Raw genomic sequence first — 15,641 nt, forward strand, 5'->3', positions numbered from 1 at the left:
TGGTAGAATAGGACTATATTATTGAAAGCGTTTTACAAAGAGGTGGCTTATGACAAAAACAATAGCAATTAATGCAGGAAGCTCAAGCTTGAAATGGCAACTATATGAGATGCCAGATGAAGTTGTTCTTGCTAAGGGTTTGATTGAACGTATCGGCTTGAAAGATTCTGTTTCAACAGTAAAATTTGATGACCGTTCAGAATCTCAAACTCTAGATATTGCTGACCATGTTCAGGCGGTTAAAATCTTACTTGATGACTTGATTCGTTTTGACATTATCAAGAGTTATGATGAAATTACAGGTGTTGGTCACCGTGTAGTCGCTGGTGGGGAATACTTCAAAGAATCAAGCTTGGTTGATGAGGAAGCCTTGGCTAAGATTGAAGAATTGTCAGCCTTAGCACCTTTACACAATCCAGGTGCAGCTTCAGGGATTCGTGCCTTTAAGGAGCTCCTCCCAGATATTACAAGTGTTGCTGTTTTTGATACAGCCTTCCATACATCTATGCCGGAAGTGGCCTACCGTTATCCAGTGCCTAATCGTTACTATACAGACTACCAAGTCCGTAAGTATGGAGCACACGGAACTAGCCACCAATATGTTTCTCAAGAAGCAGCTAAGTTGTTAGGCAAGCCAATTGAAGAAACTAAGATTATCACAGCCCATGTGGGAAATGGTGTTTCAATTACTGCGGTTGATGGTGGTAAATCAGTAGACACATCAATGGGGTTGACACCACTTGGTGGCGTTATGATGGGAACACGTACTGGGGACCTTGACCCTGCGATTATTCCATTTGTTATTGATCGTGAGCCTGAAATGGCAGATGCTGAGCGTATCCGTCACGTCTTTAATAAGGAATCAGGTCTTCTTGGCATTTCTGAAAAATCAAGTGATATGCGTGATATCATTGCTGGTAAGAATGCTGGCGATGAAAAATGTGCCTTGGCTTATGATCTTTATGTGGATCGTTTGCGTAAATACATTGCTCAATACTTCGGTGTGTTGAACGGAGCGGATGCTATCGTCTTTACAGCAGGTATTGGTGAAAACTCTGCGGAAGTTCGTGCTTCAGTTTTGGATGGTCTCACTTGGTTTGGTATTGAAGTGGATTCTAGAAAGAATGTCTTTGGACATGTAGGCGATATTACAACAGCAGAGTCAGCTGTTAAAGTATTTGTTATCCCAACAGACGAAGAGTTGGTGATTGCGCGTGATGTTGAGCGCCTTAAAACTAAATAAGTTATCAAAAATTTGATAAGACCAGAAAAGTTGGCCGAGTGATTGGTCAGCTTTTTTGAATGTTCTGAAAGAATCATTCGCCTATGGCTATATATGTGTAATTCTATAAGTAAAGAAAACTTTACAAAAAATGTAAAAAAGACTTTACAAAACATGTAAAGTGAACTATACTATAAATGTAAAGTTAACTTAACAAAGAAAAGTAAGGAGTTTAACTATTTGAGAATAAACGATAAAGTTGAGGTACCACATGGAAACAAAAATTCAGGAACTTCGCAAGGCTAATAAGGTTAGTCAGGCAGAGTTAGCAGATGAAATGGGGGTCACGAGACAGACCATCATTTCACTCGAAAAAGGTCGCTATAATGCGTCGTTGGAACTGGCTTTTAAAATTGCTAGGTATTTTGGAAAGACTATTGAAGAAGTCTTTATTTTTGAGGAAGATTAAGGAGAAAAGATATGTTTAAACAAGTCATGAAAAAAATTGGTGTTATTGTTTTAGCGCTCACTCTACTAATCTTAGATTTAACACTATTAGGTGCTTTCCCACTACTTACTCAGGATGGTAAGTTTTCACTTGTGGAGCAAATAGGTTACGGTGTTTGGGCATTAGGGAGTTTGGCTATTTTTATCGTGATTGCTTATAGATTTAAACTCTTATCGCTTAAAGAGATTAATTGGAGACGCCTCGTTGTGATTGCTTCTCTTAATCTCGTCATCTTTTTCCTAGGTGATCTTCTAGGGTATTTTGTTGGTCAGTTAACACACAATGCGACTATGGAAAATCAAGATGCTTTAAATAAGATATTTATTCACGTACCATTCTATCTTCACCTAGTAGTCGTCGGTTTTATTATTCCGATTATGGAAGAAATCATTTTTAGGGGACTCTTAGCCAAGGTGCTTTTTGGAAAATACTTTAAGACGGGTCTTGTTATTTCCAGTCTTCTCTTTATGGCTGGTCACTCAGCATTTACGCTTCAGACAATTATCATCTATGGTATTATGTCAGCTGGTCTTGCGATAACATATTATAAGACGAAGCATATCGAGTACAGTATGGGTGTCCATATCTTAAACAATAGCATAGTTGTACTACTCAGCCTTTTCGTTTAAGGTGAATGTTTAAGGTTATCATTGAAAAAATGTATATTGCTCTTTTAAAGGATAATGAATGGAGAATTAGGATATGTTAATAAAAATGTTATTAGGAAATAGAAAAACAGAGGCCGAATTTAAGAAATACATTACACGAGTAGCCTGTTCTCTTTTTTGCTTGGGTGTTTTGGGATTGTTTGTTGTTCGCTCTAACAGTCTTAGTGATTATGCTCTAGGCTTAGTTTTGGGACTTACCCTTGGGGTTTATGCCTTGTCAATCTATTATTTTGCGACACTTACCCATCCTAAACGCCTTCATCGGATGTATATTGCAGCTTACGATGAGCGAAATAAACAGATTTTAATGGCGTCAGCAGTTGCAACTCTGATTCTAGAGTTTTTGCTTATCTTTGCTTTAATCGCCCTATATGCCTTTGTCAATATTCAGTTGCCCTATGTTGCAGTCTTATCTGTCTTGCTCTATGGCTTAGTATTGGGATTTGCCCTTATTCGTATCATTCTATCTAAAATAGGGTGAGAGCCCATATTATCATGAAAAATTCACCTTTCGTGCTCTTATTATCTTGTCAAATAAGTTTTGTTGTATTATAATAAAGATACAAATAAATGATGAAAAGAGGTGGCTTCTCATGAACAAAGGGTCAATTCTCAAACGCTTTCTCTATTTGTTACTAGCTTTCCTAATACTAATTATTGATCAAGTTCCAACCATCTATTTAGGTGTCAAAGATACAAGGTTAGTCTGTCTCTTAATTTTTGTCTTGCTTCTCATGAGCGCAGGAGCTCTTTTCTTAGGAAAACGTCTTGGGCTTTTCGAAGGCTTTAAGGCACTCTCTTCCCTGAAGGCCTGGGGGATGATTGGCTTGACCTACCTAGGTATTTATATCGTTACTAGGATTGGTTCTATGGTCATGATGATGGAAGGTGTTAGTAATAGCACCAATCAGGCAGCCATAGAAAATGCCCATATGAATCCCTTCCTTCTCATAACGTTTACGGTAATTATGGCACCGATTGTGGAAGAGCTGGTTTTTCGAGGGCTCCTCATGGGACGTGTCTTTACCCCCGATTCTATTGTTGGCTTGATTGTTAGTAGTTTACTTTTTGGTCTTGTTCATATGCCGAATAGTATTGGTGTTTGGATTATATATGCAGGTATGGGGTTCGCCCTTGGGATAGCATATCGTAAGTTTCAAAAGTTAGAGTACTGTATCATGGCTCATATCATTAACAATAGTATTGCGGTTTCAATGTTGTTACTCTTGCAATTTTTAGCGCCATATATCAAATAAAGCTCGGAAGATTCCGAGCTTTTTTCTTATAGTTTTTTAGCTTTAGCAATGGTTGTATCAATACTTGAAACCACACTATGGGTGAGGCCTGTACGCTCAAGGTCCATGAGACCAGCGATAGTGGTCCCACCAGGGCTACAGACCTTGTCAATAAGATCATGTGGGCTGTCGCTACCAAGACTGAGATTTTCAGCGGTAGCTAGAGCCGTCTGTGTGGCAATGGTCAGAGCGACCTGCTTACTTAGGCCATTTTTGACGCCAGCCTTAGCCAGAGACTCGATAAAGAGGGCGATATAGGCCGGACTAGAGCCAGCTAGGGCAGTGAAGGTATCAAAGTCCTTCTCAGCCAATTCAACAGTGGTTCCAAAACTGTCTGTGATTTCCTTGGCAACTGCCAAAAGGTCCTCGGATACCTTATCGTTGGTACAAAGACCAGTAGTGCTCTTGAGAATCTGAGCGTTAAGGTTAGGCATGATACGAATGAGAGGAAGGTCTGGACTGGTAAGTGAAGCGAGGCGTTCCAAGGTTACTCCAGCAGCCATACTCATGATAGGTTGATGGAAATTGAGGCCAGTTAGTACCTTATCAAACATTTGAGGTTTGATACCAAGAATGACTAAATCAGCATTATCCAACAATTCTTGATGGGAAGCAGCAGCTTCAACCTCTAGTTCCTCTGCAATTTGGCGTGAACGAGCCAAGGAAGACCCTGAAATAATGATACGATGTGAGCTTGTATTTAGGCCGTTGATAATGGCTGTCGCCATCTTTCCAACGCCAATAAAACCAATAATCATGGGTTACTCCTTGTCTTAGTAGTTTTTAATCAAATCCACTGTTGAACGATCCAACTTCTTAACAATCGCTTGTAAGAAGGCTTGTGCCTCTAGGAAGTCATCCATCGCATAAAGGGTTTGGTGCGAGTGAATGTAACGGGCACAAACACCGATAGTTGTTGATGGGACACCAGCATTCTGCAAGTGAGCGGCACCAGCATCTGTTCCGCCCGCAGCACAGTAGTATTGATATTTGATACCAGCTTCTTCAGCTGTAGTCAAAAGGAAATCTTTCATATTTGGCAACATGATGTGACCTGGATCGAAGAAACGAATAAGGGTTCCATCACCTACCTTACCTTGATTACCATAGATATCACCTGCAGGAGAACAGTCCACTGCAAAGAAAACTTCAGGATCAAATTTAGTGGTAGAAACATGGGCACCACGTAAACCAACTTCTTCTTGAACGTTGGCACCAGCAATTAGAGTATTATTGAGTTCTTGATCTTTAACGTTTTCCAAGAGTTCACGAATCATGAGAACACCATAACGGTTGTCCCAAGCTTTAGAAATCACATTTTTTTGATTGGCTGTGAGAATCGTTTCTGATTCAGGAATGATGACATCACCTGGGAAAACACCGTAGGCATTAGCCTCTTCTTGGTTGGCAAAACCAGCATCAAAGACGATATCAGAAACACTAGGAAGACTTGAAGCCCCGCCACTAGCACGTAAGAAATGAGGTGGCACCGAACCTGAGATAACAGGATAAACACGACCATCACGGGTGTGTAGGGTAAAGCGTTGTGAGCTGACAACCAGTGGGTTCCAACCACCAAGTTCGACGACACGGAAAGTCCCGTCTGCCTTGATTTCCTTAATCATAAACCCAACTTCGTCCATGTGGGCAGCCACGAGCACCTTAGGGGCATTTTCCGCCTGGCTATGCTTGATACCGAAAATACCACCGAGACCATCTGTTTGGACCTCATCTACGAGTGGTGTAATATTTTGGCGAAGGTAGTCGCGTACTGGCGCTTCAAAGCCTGAAGTAGCACTGAGCTCGGTTACTTCTTTAATTTTATCAAATAGGGTAGTCATAAAATCCTCCTTGAGTAGTACTTGTTACTATTTTAGCACGATTCTTAAGAGATAGGTAGCCTCTCCCCATTCGTCTAAAAATATGGTAAAATGTTTCATATGAAACGTAAAACATTGGCCTTGTTTGCTGGAGGCGTAGGAGCTTTAGGTCTCTTGGCAATGGCAGAGAAGTATAGACAGTCACGTGCAGAAATGAAGAAGGCTGCATTAATCCAAGATATTAGACAAGAATTATCTCACTTGGGGACTATCGCAGTCCTTTATACCAATCCCACTGAAAAGGAAAATCCAGGGCTTACAGGAGGTATCGTCTTAGAGGATGGACGTGCCTATAGCTTTGTTTATGCAGAGGATATCTTGACCTATGAGGAGGAGCAGGCATGATTATTCCTAAGAATCTTGAAGAACTGGCAAGCTATGTTGAAAGTGATCAAAAGGTGGTTTTCTTTTTCACTGCCGATTGGTGTCCAGACTGCCAGTTCATTTATCCCGTTATGCCTGACATCGAAGCCCTCCATCCAGATATGACCTTTGTGCGTGTTAATCGTGATGATTATATGGCTTTGGCACAAACTTGGAATATTTTTGGTATCCCAAGTTTTGTTGTGACTAAGAAAGGTCAGGAATTGGGGCGCTTGGTCAATAAAGCTCGTAAAACCAAAGAAGAAATCAATGCCTTTTTGTCGGAGATTTAAAAGATGAAAATCAATCACTTTCCTAATATCTCTCTTGATATTTCAGAAACCAAAGAAAAGTATCTGACAGAAAAAAATGAGAGGATCATCGAAGAATTATGCCAAGTTTTAGTAGAGCATTCCAAAATTGAAAGTGATATCTTCCTAAAACACCAAGAAATAAACACCTACAAAAAGGAAAATAATCTTCCTACACATCAAACTATTCCTGGAGAAATGGAGTTATTTGATGAATTTAAAGTGAAGTTGACTCCTTTAGCTCAAAAACACTTGACTGATAACTGTTATAAAAGAGGTTTTTTAGCTTCTTTTGGTTCTCCAGGCACCTATGATTTTGTGTTAGAGCCCTGTCGAGTTAAGTTTATTATGAAGAGTAAGGCAAAGATGTTTCTCGAATTTTCCTATGGGAATGATTTTTGGTACCATAAGCAATTTATCGTAAAATTAACAGAGAGTGACTGGAAAATTGACAAGATTAGTTATCGCTATGGCAGTAATGACGATTCTTGGCATGTCAGTCGATTTTAAAATCTATAAAAGAACTATTGAAGGAGAACCCATGATTTTTGCATACAATAAGGAACAAGTTGGCGACGTTTTGTTGGTTATTTTGGAAGATACTAAAGACATCAAACGTAGCGTAGAACGTAAAGGTAAAGTGGCGCGTGTCACAGCTGCTGAAACGGGTAAGACTCTTGCTTGGAACATTTTTGAAGCGTCAAGCCTCATTGATATCGAAGGTAACGGTCAAGTTTTCTTGTCAGACCAAGATGTAGCTGTCTTGAACGAAGAATTGGCTAAAGAGGGCTTTGAAGAGCGTTTGGAAAACACACAAGGCCCAGTCTTTGTGGTTGGACAAATTGATGAAATGGTTGCACATCCAGATAGTGACCACCTTAACATCTGCCAAGTGAACATCGGTGATAAGAAGGTCCAAATCGTTGCAGGAGCACCAAACGCAGCGCTTGGGCTTAAAACTATCGTAGCTCTTCCTGGTGCTATGATGCCTAGCGGTACCCTTATCTTCCCAGGAAAACTTCGTGGTGAAGATAGTTATGGTATGATGTGTGCCCCACGTGAGTTGGCACTTCCAAATGCCCCACAAAAACGTGGTATTATTGAACTTGATGATTCAGCAGTAGTCGGTGAGGCTTTTGATCCAGCCAAACACTGGAAAGGGTAAATAAGACAAGAAGCGGTAAGTAAGCCGCTTTTTTGTTTGTCATAAAGAAAGTTTATAGCTAATCATAAAAAAGAAAGATTATGCAAGTTATAATATTTTTCTTAAAATGTAATCAATATTTACTTTAGGAGGTAATTATGCTTACAACTATTCTTTCTGGTGGGCTCATTGGTCTGATATTCGGATTCATTTTGCAACGAACTCGTTTCTGCTTGACTGGTGGTTTCCGAGACATGTACATTGCACGTAATAATACATTATTTTACGCTTTTCTTATTGCAATTACAGTAGAAAGTATAGGAGTACTTTCCCTGATTAAATTAGGTATTATTGGAAACCCTTATGAAGAATTTTCCGTGTTAGGAGCAATTGTGGGCTCCTATCTATTTGGTATTGGAATTGTTCTTGCTGGAGGATGTGCCACAGGAACGTGGTATCGTGCCGGTGAAGGTCTCCTAGGTAGCTGGGTTGCACTATTCTTTTATATGACAAGTGCAGCAGCTATGAAATCAGGATTTCTTGTTCCTTTGAATCAATTAATAGCCAAGCGATGGGTAATTAATGATGATTTAGCTAGTCAATTAGGAATTCCGGTTTGGTATTTTCTTGTTTTCTTAGTAGCTATAACAAGTTTTGTTATCATTCGAGAGTTACGTAAGCCCAGACGTCAGATTGCTACGCTTCCATCAAAATATAAGGGAGTGAGACACTATCTTTTTGAGAAAACTTACCATAAATATTTTGCAGGACTTCTAATAGGTCTTGTTGCTTTTATTGCTTGGCCTGCTAGTCAGTTGACGGGGCGTGTTGGAGGGTTAGGGATTACAACTCCATCAGCACATCTAATTAGTTATATTATTACAGGTGATAGTAAACAGCTTGGTTGGGGTGTTTTTCTTGTATTGGGGATTTTTCTTGGTTCCTTTCTTGCTGCAAAGGGTTCTCGAGAGTTTCGTTGGCGCTTGCCAGACTTGTCAACCATCGGTAAGAGCACACTAGGGGGTATTTTTATGGGAATCGGTGCTTCATGGGCTGGTGGCTGTACGATTGGTAATGGTTTAACAGCTACAGCAATTTTTTCTAGTAAGGGATGGATTGCTTTACCAGTGACTATTTTAGGTGTTTGGACGGCTTCCTATATTATCTTTGTAAAACCCAACAAAAATTAAGAGGAGAATATCATATGGCTTTGATAAAACTTGAAACGGGTGGATTGGTATGTCCATTCCCATTGATTGATGCGAAGAAAAAAATGGCTGAATTAGCTACAGGTGATGAGTTGTTGATAGCTTTCGATTGTACGCAAGCAACGGAAAGTATACCAAACTGGGCTGCAGATAATGATTATCCTGTGACGCGCTTTGAACAAGTCGGCCCTGCTTCATGGGAAATTGTGGTTCAAAAACGTTGAGTTAGTTAAACGAGTAGAGAAAATTTAAAACTCAACTTTTGTAATGAAAATATCTGAGAGAGCAGTATTACTAGAAAAGTAATAACCTTCTATTTACTAGGATTATTAGGACAATTTGGGTATGTAGACTGGAGTGTTAGTAAGGAGTCTCTCAAAGGAATCTGTAAAGCTATTTAAAATAATCTATTTTTTACTTCCTCTTACGAATAGATAGGTGGAGGTAAAAAAATGTATAACAAAGTAATTTTAATTGGACGTTTGACAGCCACTCCTGAAATGGTTAAGACTGCTAGCGATAGGTCTTTTACACGTGTCACAGTTGCGGTTAATCGTCGCTATAAGACGCAAAATGGTGAGCGTGAGGCTGACTTTATTACAGTGGTTGTCTGGGGGCGTTTGGCTGAGACCTTAGCCTCTTATGCTAGCAAGGGGAGTTTAATTTCTCTTGATGGTGAGCTTCGTACCCGTAAGTACGATAAGGATGGCCAAACCCATTACGTTACTGAGGTGCTTTGTTCCTCTTTCCAACTTCTGGAGAGTCGTGCTCAGCGTGCTGTTAGGGAAAATAATCCTGACAATGACTTGGCTGACCTCGTCTTGGAAGAAGAACTTCCCTTCTAGTTTATCCTTTGTCTAGCTATCTAGGTCTCCTATCTTTGAAGCCACCTCTCCAAAAAATCATTATCTTGTTCCATACCTTGTTTTGAAGAATTGTTGGAGATAAAACATTAAACACCTGTTAGACTAATAAACAGTAAAATTAGATAAGACTTAGGATGATAGGGGTTTAAAAGTATAGATAGAGTAGAGAAAGTTATTCGAAAAACCTTAAAATGCAGTTATAACATGGTTTTTTGCTATTTGGTTAATTAGCCAAAACAGTGTACACAATTAACAGTTCTTTCTCATTTATATCATTGTTTTATTACCTATTTTTAAATTAAATGATAGAGGTTTCGTGATAAACTATAGGTGGGTAAGGAAAAAGCTATAAAAGTTACTTTTATAGTAGGCATTATTTGTTTGGAAGGAAAGTGTGAAATATCACAACTAGAACACTATCCTTGCAATTGTTTGAGGCAGTTGCATTTTTGTTTATTGTTGTGAGGCCACAGGTCCATGATTGATTTCACAGACAATTGACTATGACACTCCGACTGACATATGAATTAGGATGTTAAGCGGTCGTTGACTTTTCGTCTAGCCTTGGGGGAACACATTGGTGTGATTCCTAAGACTCACCAGACTAATGTGTTTGAAGCTAGGATGATTCGTCTTAGCTTTTTTTGTGTCCTTTAAAATGGAGATCTTTGGTATTGATTTTCTTATGCTATAATAGAAGGACTAAGCGAGATAATATCTCGCAAATCTTGGAACGGGAGTGATACTAATGCTTGATTTTACCCAAGAAGAGAAAGACTTTTTTATGTCTGAAGCTCTTAAGGAGGCCGAAAAATCTCTAGATAAAGCAGAGATCCCAATTGGCTGTGTCATCGTTAAAGATGGCGAAGTCATCGGTCGTGGGCACAATGCACGTGAGGAGCTCAATCAAGCTATTATGCATGCGGAGGTCATGGCTATTCAGGAGGCTAATAGGGCCGAGGGCAATTGGCGTTTGTTAGATTGTACCCTCTTTGTGACCATTGAACCCTGTGTCATGTGTAGTGGGGCCATCGGCCTGGCTCGTATTCCTAAAGTTATCTATGGAGCAAGCAATCAAAAGTTTGGTGGTGCGGGTAGCCTCTACGATATCCTACGAGACGAGCGTCTCAATCATCGCGTAGAAGTAGAGACCGGTATCATGGAGGAGGAGTGTGCTAAGATTATGCAAGACTTCTTCCGCCAGAGTCGTGAACGCAAAAAAGAAGCCAAACGATTGGCTAAATTGGAAACAATGCAAGATATGTAAACAAAAGTGCAAGTCCCTTTGGACTTGCATTTTTAATGGAAGATGAGTATTTTTGTTTTCCTGAAGACAGTTTAAGTCACTCTTTCTATGCTTTATTTTTTTCTTTCTCTCTTGTTAGAAGAAAAATAGGCATAAAGAGAATCAGAGTACCAAAAGCGGACTTCAAATTAGTATCAATAATTGGTGTTCCTAATCGTATATGAAAGATAAGGTTGATTAGGAGTATCAGAAGTAGGCTACTGATAATTCCAGCTAAAGCTATTTTTACGAGTAAATAGTTATTCATTTTAGGTGATTGATTAGTAGTAGTATCATTTGTTCGATTTATGGTATGTTTCATGAGTTATCATCCTCAAAATCTTTGAGATATCAGGTGAGTTCTGTTAGTTAGTGGGTGAGGTTATAGAAAGATTTACCCGCAGCATAGCTAAGGTCATAAGTCAGTTTTGCAGCAGCCATGCCAACAGAAATAGCCACCCAAGGAACCACTCCACCTGATACAGCTTCAAGTTCTTGAGTAGTCATGTGTTTACGATTGTTAATTGTCTTAGTCATTATTCATATGTCCTTTCTTTTTATCGTGCAGAGTCCATGTAGCCGTTGTAGGCACCAAGGCAAATCATAGTTCCAATAGGTCCTGAAGCTAGGCAGAGCCCTCCAACGGCAAGGTTAGTCTTCCATCCGCCTCCTGTTACTGAGGCTAAATCAGAAGTGTTCATTTCTTTGTTAGTCATTATTGTTTTCCTTTTTTATTTTTGGTGAGTTTTAAAATCTCGTACCCTCTCACCATGAGTTAAGAGATATATTAAACATGACTTCTCCTTTCAATAGAGTCAGCCATGTCACTAGCTTTTGGTGCTTTCCTCAAGCTATGGATTTATTATAAGGTGTCGAGAAATAAAAAAGTAGTGACATAAATGTCACCATGGTAAGTCTTATGTTTTATCGAAGTTTAGACTGACCGAAGGAAATAATAGGGACTGATAGGAAATAGGACTAGCTAGTCTTATCATAAGTTCTCTACTTGCAATCACTTCGATTTATGGTATAATATTTTTCGGAGCAACATCTGTGCGTGAAGCGGGTCAGGGGAGGAATCCAGCAGCCCTAAGCGATTTCAGGTGTGTGCTCTTTTTTTGTGTCGAGGAGGATTTATGGCCAAATTTAGTGTTTTTAAAGATCAAGAGAGTCTTTTTGCTTGTCCTATCTGTCAGGCACCAATGCATTTGGATTTGTCTAGCTTGGTTTGTCAGAATAGGCATACCTTTAATATTGCCAAGCAGGGCTTTGTCAATTTTTTGAGACAGACTAAGGGAGATAAGCACTATGATATGGCTTCTTTTGAAAAGAGGAGTCAGATTTTAGCAGCAGGCTATTACGATCCTATCCTGAAGGTGATTTCAGAGCGCTTGCGTGACCTTCCTGGACACTCGCACGTGTTAGATGTTGCCTGTGGTGAAGGCTATTATAGCCGTCAGTTGGCTCAACAGTTTGACAAGGATTTCATGGCCTTTGACTTGTCTAAGGATTCAATCCTTCTTGCGGCACGTCAAAATCCTCAGAAAAACGTAGCTTGGTTCGTTGGTGATTTGGCTCAATTGCCCTTACGTGAACACAGTATCGATGTCATTTTAGATATCTTTTCACCAGCTAATTATCAAGAATTTGGAAGACTTTTGTCTGATCAGGGCTTGATTTTCAAGGTTATTCCTCACGAAGATCATCTTAAAGAGTTTCGTCAACTGTTACCGGAGGCGCAGGCTTATTCTAACCAGGATGTTCTGGAACATTTTCAAGAGTCTTGTGAGCTTTTGGAGCGTGTGACGATTGCTAAGACTTGGTCTATGCCATCAGAGCATGTTCAAACATTTGCTGAGATGACACCTCTTTTCTTCCATGCCAATAAGGATACTTTGGACTTGACTTCAGTGACGCAATTAACCGTTGCGGGGGAGCTGCTGATTGGTCGTATTAGAGATGATAAGCAATCCTAACAGTCGTTGGGATTTTTTTGATGGGAAAATATCTCAGTTAGCTTGTTTGGTCTTCCTAAAAGGTGTATGATGGGAGCAATAAGTAAGAAAGTTTCAGTAATGGGTAAAAAGTGATGAAAAATAGAGCCTATAAGAACTACATTTTTGATTTTTATGGTACCTTGGTTGATATCCTAACCGATGAGAAGGATCCTATGTTATGGGATAAATTAGCCCAACTTTACCAAGCTTATGGGGCGGATTATAAGGGTGAAGGTCTTAAAAAATCTTATGCTAAGCGTGTGGCTCAGACTCGTAAGGAGTTAATAGAGATTAAAGGAGTTGCTTATCCAGAAGTTGATTTAGCTCAGATTTTCAACCAGCTTTATGTAGATGGTCGGCCTCAGTCTAGTAACTTTAATCAGCTAGAAGATTGGGGCCAACTGATAGCCATGGTCTTTCGCGTCTTATCTCGTAAGCAGTTGTTAGCTTATCCGCATACCAAGGAGGTTTTGACCTTTCTAAAAGAGCAGGGCTGTCGTCTCTATCTCTTGTCTAATGCTCAAGCAGCCTTTACTAATGCTGAGATTGACTTGATGGAGTTAAGACCTTACTTTGATGCCATTTACCTGTCTTCGGATGCGGGTATCTGTAAGCCTCAACCTGAATTTTTAAAGCAAGTTTTGGATGATCATGGGTTAAACCCATCTGAGACTGTCATGGTGGGAAATGACCTGACGACTGATATTGCTGTGGCTGAGGCAGTTGGGATCGATGGAATCTTGCTGAATACCTTCCCTTATTCTCGTCGAGAGTTGGAGAATTCCCCAATCAAACCAGATCGAGTGATTACTGACATAGAGGCTCTAAAGACAAATTTTACATAAAAATACACTCTATTTGGCAAAAGCAAAGACAATTATCAGAATTTTTGGTATAATAATTCCTAACTTTATGTGAATGGAGAATCTCATGACTGCACAAAAAATGTCTGCACAAGAAATTATCGCTTTTATCGGTAATGCTGAAAAGAAAACGAATGTTAAAGTAACTTTTGAAGGGGAATTGGCAACTGCTGTTCCAGCTTCTGTCACTAAGCTTGGTAATGTTCTTTTTGGAGACTGGAAAGATATCGAACCACTTCTTGTAAACTTGACTGAAAACAAGGACTATGTTGTGGAACAAGATGGCCGTAACTCAGCTGTTCCATTGCTTGATAAGCGTCACCTTAATGCGCGTATCGAACCAGGCGCTATTATCCGTGACCAAGTAACTATCGAAGATAATGCTGTTGTTATGATGGGTGCTGTTATCAACATCGGTGCTGAAATCGGTGCTGGTACTATGATTGATATGGGAGCAATCCTTGGTGGTCGTGCTACTGTTGGTAAAAACAGCCACATCGGTGCGGGTGCGGTCCTTGCTGGTGTGATTGAACCAGCTTCAGCAGACCCAGTTCGTATCGGTGACAACGTTCTTGTTGGTGCTAATGCTGTTGTTATTGAAGGTGTTCAAGTTGGTAACGGTTCAGTCGTTGCTGCTGGAGCTATCGTTACTCAAGATGTTCCTGAAAATGTGGTTGTAGCTGGTGTTCCAGCTCGTATCATCAAGGAAATCGATGAAAAAACACAACAAAAAACAGCACTCGAAGACGCTTTGCGTAACTTGTAACATATTGATAGTAGAGGCCTGTAAGGCCTCTATTTCTAGATTCTCTATAAAATAAATATAAATAAAAAGGACAAAAACATGACACTTGATTTAATCAAAATCAGACGAGACCTTCACCAAATTCCCGAAATTGGTTTGGAAGAATTTAAAACTCAGGCCTATCTCTTAGAACGTATTGCTGAAATGACTGAAGGGAAGGACTTTGTGGAGCAACGTTCTTGGCGTACAGGAATTCTTGTCTATCTTCACGGGCATGCTCCTGAAAAAACCATTGGTTGGCGTACAGATATTGATGGCCTCCCAATCGTAGAGGAAACAGATCTTGACTTTAAGTCTACTCATGAAGGTCGTATGCATGCTTGTGGACACGATATGCACATGACCACAGCACTTGGTCTTTTGGACCAGATGCTTCAAGTACAGCCTAAAAATAACATGCTCTTCCTCTTCCAACCAGCTGAAGAAAATGAAGCTGGTGGTATGCTTATGTATGAAGATGGTGCCTTTGGAGATTGGTTGCCAGATGAGTTCTATGGCCTCCACGTCCGCCCAGATTTCAAGGTAGGTGATATTGCGACTAACACAAGTACCCTTTTTGCTGGGACTTGTGAAGTCCTTGTTACTTTCAAGGGGAAAGGTGGACATGCGGCCTTTCCACATGAGGCCAATGATGCTCTTGTAGCAGCTTCCTACTTTATTACTCAAGTGCAAACGATTGTCAGTCGTAATGTTGACCCTATTCAGGGTGGGGTAGTTACCTTTGGTTCTTTCCATGCAGGAACTACTAATAATGTTATCGCTGAAACTGCAGAGGTTTATGGAACTATTCGTACCCTTACTCAGGAAATGAGTCTCCTTATCCAGAAGCGTGTGCGCCAGATTGCAGAAGGTGTAGCAGCTAGCTTTGGTATGGAAGTGGATATCATGTTGAAACAAGGTGGTTATCTTCCTGTGGAAAATAATCCAGCCTTGGCCAAAGAGTTGATGGCCTTCTTTGATGCTAGCCCAGAAGTTAACCTGATTGATTGTCCACCGGCTATGACTGGAGAGGATTTTGGTTATTTGCTTAGTAAAGTTCCAGGTGTCATGTTCTGGTTGGGAATCGACACGCCATATGCACTTCACCATCCTAAGATGAGTCCAAACGAAGATGCCCTCGCTTTTGCAGTGGCTGAAATTGGAAAATTCCTTAAACACAAGGCAGAAGCCTAATCAGAGTCGATAAAGCTAAAAAATCTACCAAGTCTGACTTTTGGTAGATTTTT

At 40.2% G+C, this 15,641-nt stretch carries 22 protein-coding genes and 1 other RNA gene; 18 read left to right on the forward strand and 5 right to left on the reverse strand.

The features are described from left to right. The first annotated feature begins 49 nt into the window (after nt 1–49). From LG375_RS07865 to LG375_RS07885, 5 genes are all read left to right on the forward strand, one after another. A complete protein-coding gene (locus LG375_RS07865) occupies nt 50–1,243 on the forward strand; it encodes an acetate kinase (protein ID WP_225745584.1) in 1,194 nt (397 codons plus the stop codon). A gap of 250 nt (nt 1,244–1,493) precedes the next feature. Continuing rightward, nucleotides 1,494–1,691 carry a helix-turn-helix transcriptional regulator gene (locus LG375_RS07870; protein ID WP_049553950.1) on the forward strand — a complete coding sequence of 66 codons (198 nt, stop codon included), beginning with the start codon at nt 1,494–1,496 and terminating at the stop codon, nt 1,689–1,691. A gap of 11 nt (nt 1,692–1,702) precedes the next feature. After that, nucleotides 1,703–2,359 (forward strand): CPBP family intramembrane glutamic endopeptidase, encoded by a 657-nt coding sequence (locus LG375_RS07875; protein WP_225745585.1) that lies wholly within the window; start codon nt 1,703–1,705, stop codon nt 2,357–2,359. Between the two features lie 73 nt (nt 2,360–2,432). Next, complete coding sequence (locus LG375_RS07880; protein WP_225745586.1) at nt 2,433–2,879, forward strand: CAAX protease; 447 nt, start codon at nt 2,433–2,435, stop codon at nt 2,877–2,879. Between the two features lie 112 nt (nt 2,880–2,991). Next, nucleotides 2,992–3,654, forward strand: coding sequence for a CPBP family intramembrane glutamic endopeptidase (locus LG375_RS07885; RefSeq protein WP_225745587.1), 663 nt, complete (start codon nt 2,992–2,994; stop codon nt 3,652–3,654). Between the two features lie 26 nt (nt 3,655–3,680). On the opposite strand, the gene proC is transcribed toward LG375_RS07885, so the two are convergent. Together proC and pepA are read right to left on the reverse strand one after the other, a co-directional pair. Continuing rightward, nucleotides 3,681–4,451, reverse strand: a complete 771-nt coding sequence (gene proC, locus LG375_RS07890) for a pyrroline-5-carboxylate reductase (protein ID WP_225745588.1) — start codon at nt 4,449–4,451, stop codon at nt 3,681–3,683. A 15-nt stretch (nt 4,452–4,466) separates the two neighbouring features. Then, nucleotides 4,467–5,534 (reverse strand): glutamyl aminopeptidase, encoded by a 1,068-nt coding sequence (pepA, locus tag LG375_RS07895; protein WP_049545690.1) that lies wholly within the window; start codon nt 5,532–5,534, stop codon nt 4,467–4,469. Nucleotides 5,535–5,633: 99 nt separating this feature from the next. Between pepA and LG375_RS07900 the strand changes: the two genes are divergently transcribed. The 8 genes from LG375_RS07900 (at nt 5,634) to tadA (ending at nt 10,732) form a co-directional block, all read left to right on the forward strand. Next, complete coding sequence (locus LG375_RS07900) at nt 5,634–5,918, forward strand: DUF4651 domain-containing protein (RefSeq protein WP_060971584.1); 285 nt, start codon at nt 5,634–5,636, stop codon at nt 5,916–5,918. Beyond that, nucleotides 5,915–6,229 carry a thioredoxin family protein gene (locus tag LG375_RS07905; RefSeq protein ID WP_037600112.1) on the forward strand — a complete coding sequence of 105 codons (315 nt, stop codon included), beginning with the start codon at nt 5,915–5,917 and terminating at the stop codon, nt 6,227–6,229. The genes LG375_RS07900 and LG375_RS07905 overlap by 4 nt, the downstream gene beginning before the upstream one ends. Before the next feature lie 3 nt (nt 6,230–6,232). Beyond that, nucleotides 6,233–6,757, forward strand: a complete 525-nt coding sequence (locus LG375_RS07910) for a hypothetical protein (protein WP_107372399.1) — start codon at nt 6,233–6,235, stop codon at nt 6,755–6,757. Between the two features lie 31 nt (nt 6,758–6,788). Beyond that, nucleotides 6,789–7,412: a YtpR family tRNA-binding protein gene (gene ytpR, locus LG375_RS07915; protein ID WP_107372398.1), complete on the forward strand. Its 624-nt coding sequence runs from the start codon at nt 6,789–6,791 to the stop codon at nt 7,410–7,412. Nucleotides 7,413–7,549: 137 nt separating this feature from the next. Beyond that, a complete protein-coding gene (locus LG375_RS07920) occupies nt 7,550–8,581 on the forward strand; it encodes a YeeE/YedE family protein (protein ID WP_107372397.1) in 1,032 nt (343 codons plus the stop codon). A gap of 14 nt (nt 8,582–8,595) precedes the next feature. Next, nucleotides 8,596–8,823, forward strand: a complete 228-nt coding sequence (locus tag LG375_RS07925; protein WP_003095911.1) for a sulfurtransferase TusA family protein — start codon at nt 8,596–8,598, stop codon at nt 8,821–8,823. A gap of 228 nt (nt 8,824–9,051) precedes the next feature. Continuing rightward, complete coding sequence (locus tag LG375_RS07930) at nt 9,052–9,444, forward strand: single-stranded DNA-binding protein (protein WP_002885697.1); 393 nt, start codon at nt 9,052–9,054, stop codon at nt 9,442–9,444. 769 nt (nt 9,445–10,213) lie between these two features. After that, on the forward strand, nt 10,214–10,732 hold the full coding sequence (tadA, locus tag LG375_RS07935) for a tRNA adenosine(34) deaminase TadA (RefSeq protein WP_037600098.1): 519 nt from the start codon (nt 10,214–10,216) through the stop codon (nt 10,730–10,732). An 85-nt stretch (nt 10,733–10,817) separates the two neighbouring features. On the opposite strand, the gene LG375_RS10565 is transcribed toward tadA, so the two are convergent. The 3 genes from LG375_RS10565 to LG375_RS07945 are packed head-to-tail and all read right to left on the reverse strand — an operon-like array spanning nt 10,818 to nt 11,466. Further along, complete coding sequence (locus LG375_RS10565) at nt 10,818–11,072, reverse strand: hypothetical protein (RefSeq protein WP_002892006.1); 255 nt, start codon at nt 11,070–11,072, stop codon at nt 10,818–10,820. A gap of 47 nt (nt 11,073–11,119) precedes the next feature. Beyond that, nucleotides 11,120–11,287, reverse strand: coding sequence for a class IIb bacteriocin, lactobin A/cerein 7B family (locus LG375_RS07940; RefSeq protein WP_002892002.1), 168 nt, complete (start codon nt 11,285–11,287; stop codon nt 11,120–11,122). A gap of 20 nt (nt 11,288–11,307) precedes the next feature. Beyond that, the gene (locus tag LG375_RS07945; RefSeq protein WP_002892000.1) at nt 11,308–11,466 is read right to left on the reverse strand and encodes a class IIb bacteriocin, lactobin A/cerein 7B family; all 159 of its coding nucleotides are present in this window, start codon (nt 11,464–11,466) and stop codon (nt 11,308–11,310) included. Between the two features lie 320 nt (nt 11,467–11,786). Here LG375_RS07945 and ffs point away from each other — a divergent pair. The 5 genes from ffs to LG375_RS07970 all read left to right on the forward strand — a co-directional run bounded on the left by ffs (nt 11,787) and on the right by LG375_RS07970 (nt 15,588). Then, an RNA gene (gene ffs / locus LG375_RS07950) (signal recognition particle sRNA small type) lies at nt 11,787–11,872 on the forward strand. 14 nt (nt 11,873–11,886) lie between these two features. Then, nucleotides 11,887–12,726: a methyltransferase domain-containing protein gene (locus LG375_RS07955; RefSeq protein WP_225745589.1), complete on the forward strand. Its 840-nt coding sequence runs from the start codon at nt 11,887–11,889 to the stop codon at nt 12,724–12,726. Nucleotides 12,727–12,839: 113 nt separating this feature from the next. Further along, nucleotides 12,840–13,592 carry an HAD family hydrolase gene (locus LG375_RS07960; RefSeq protein ID WP_225745590.1) on the forward strand — a complete coding sequence of 251 codons (753 nt, stop codon included), beginning with the start codon at nt 12,840–12,842 and terminating at the stop codon, nt 13,590–13,592. Nucleotides 13,593–13,677: 85 nt separating this feature from the next. After that, nucleotides 13,678–14,376, forward strand: a complete 699-nt coding sequence (gene dapD / locus LG375_RS07965) for a 2,3,4,5-tetrahydropyridine-2,6-dicarboxylate N-acetyltransferase (protein WP_037598512.1) — start codon at nt 13,678–13,680, stop codon at nt 14,374–14,376. 78 nt (nt 14,377–14,454) lie between these two features. Next, nucleotides 14,455–15,588: an N-acetyldiaminopimelate deacetylase gene (locus LG375_RS07970; protein WP_037601504.1), complete on the forward strand. Its 1,134-nt coding sequence runs from the start codon at nt 14,455–14,457 to the stop codon at nt 15,586–15,588. Nucleotides 15,589–15,641 lie beyond the last annotated feature (53 nt).

This window comes from Streptococcus sp. Marseille-Q3604 (assembly GCF_916619785.1).
Classification (GTDB): domain Bacteria; phylum Bacillota; class Bacilli; order Lactobacillales; family Streptococcaceae; genus Streptococcus.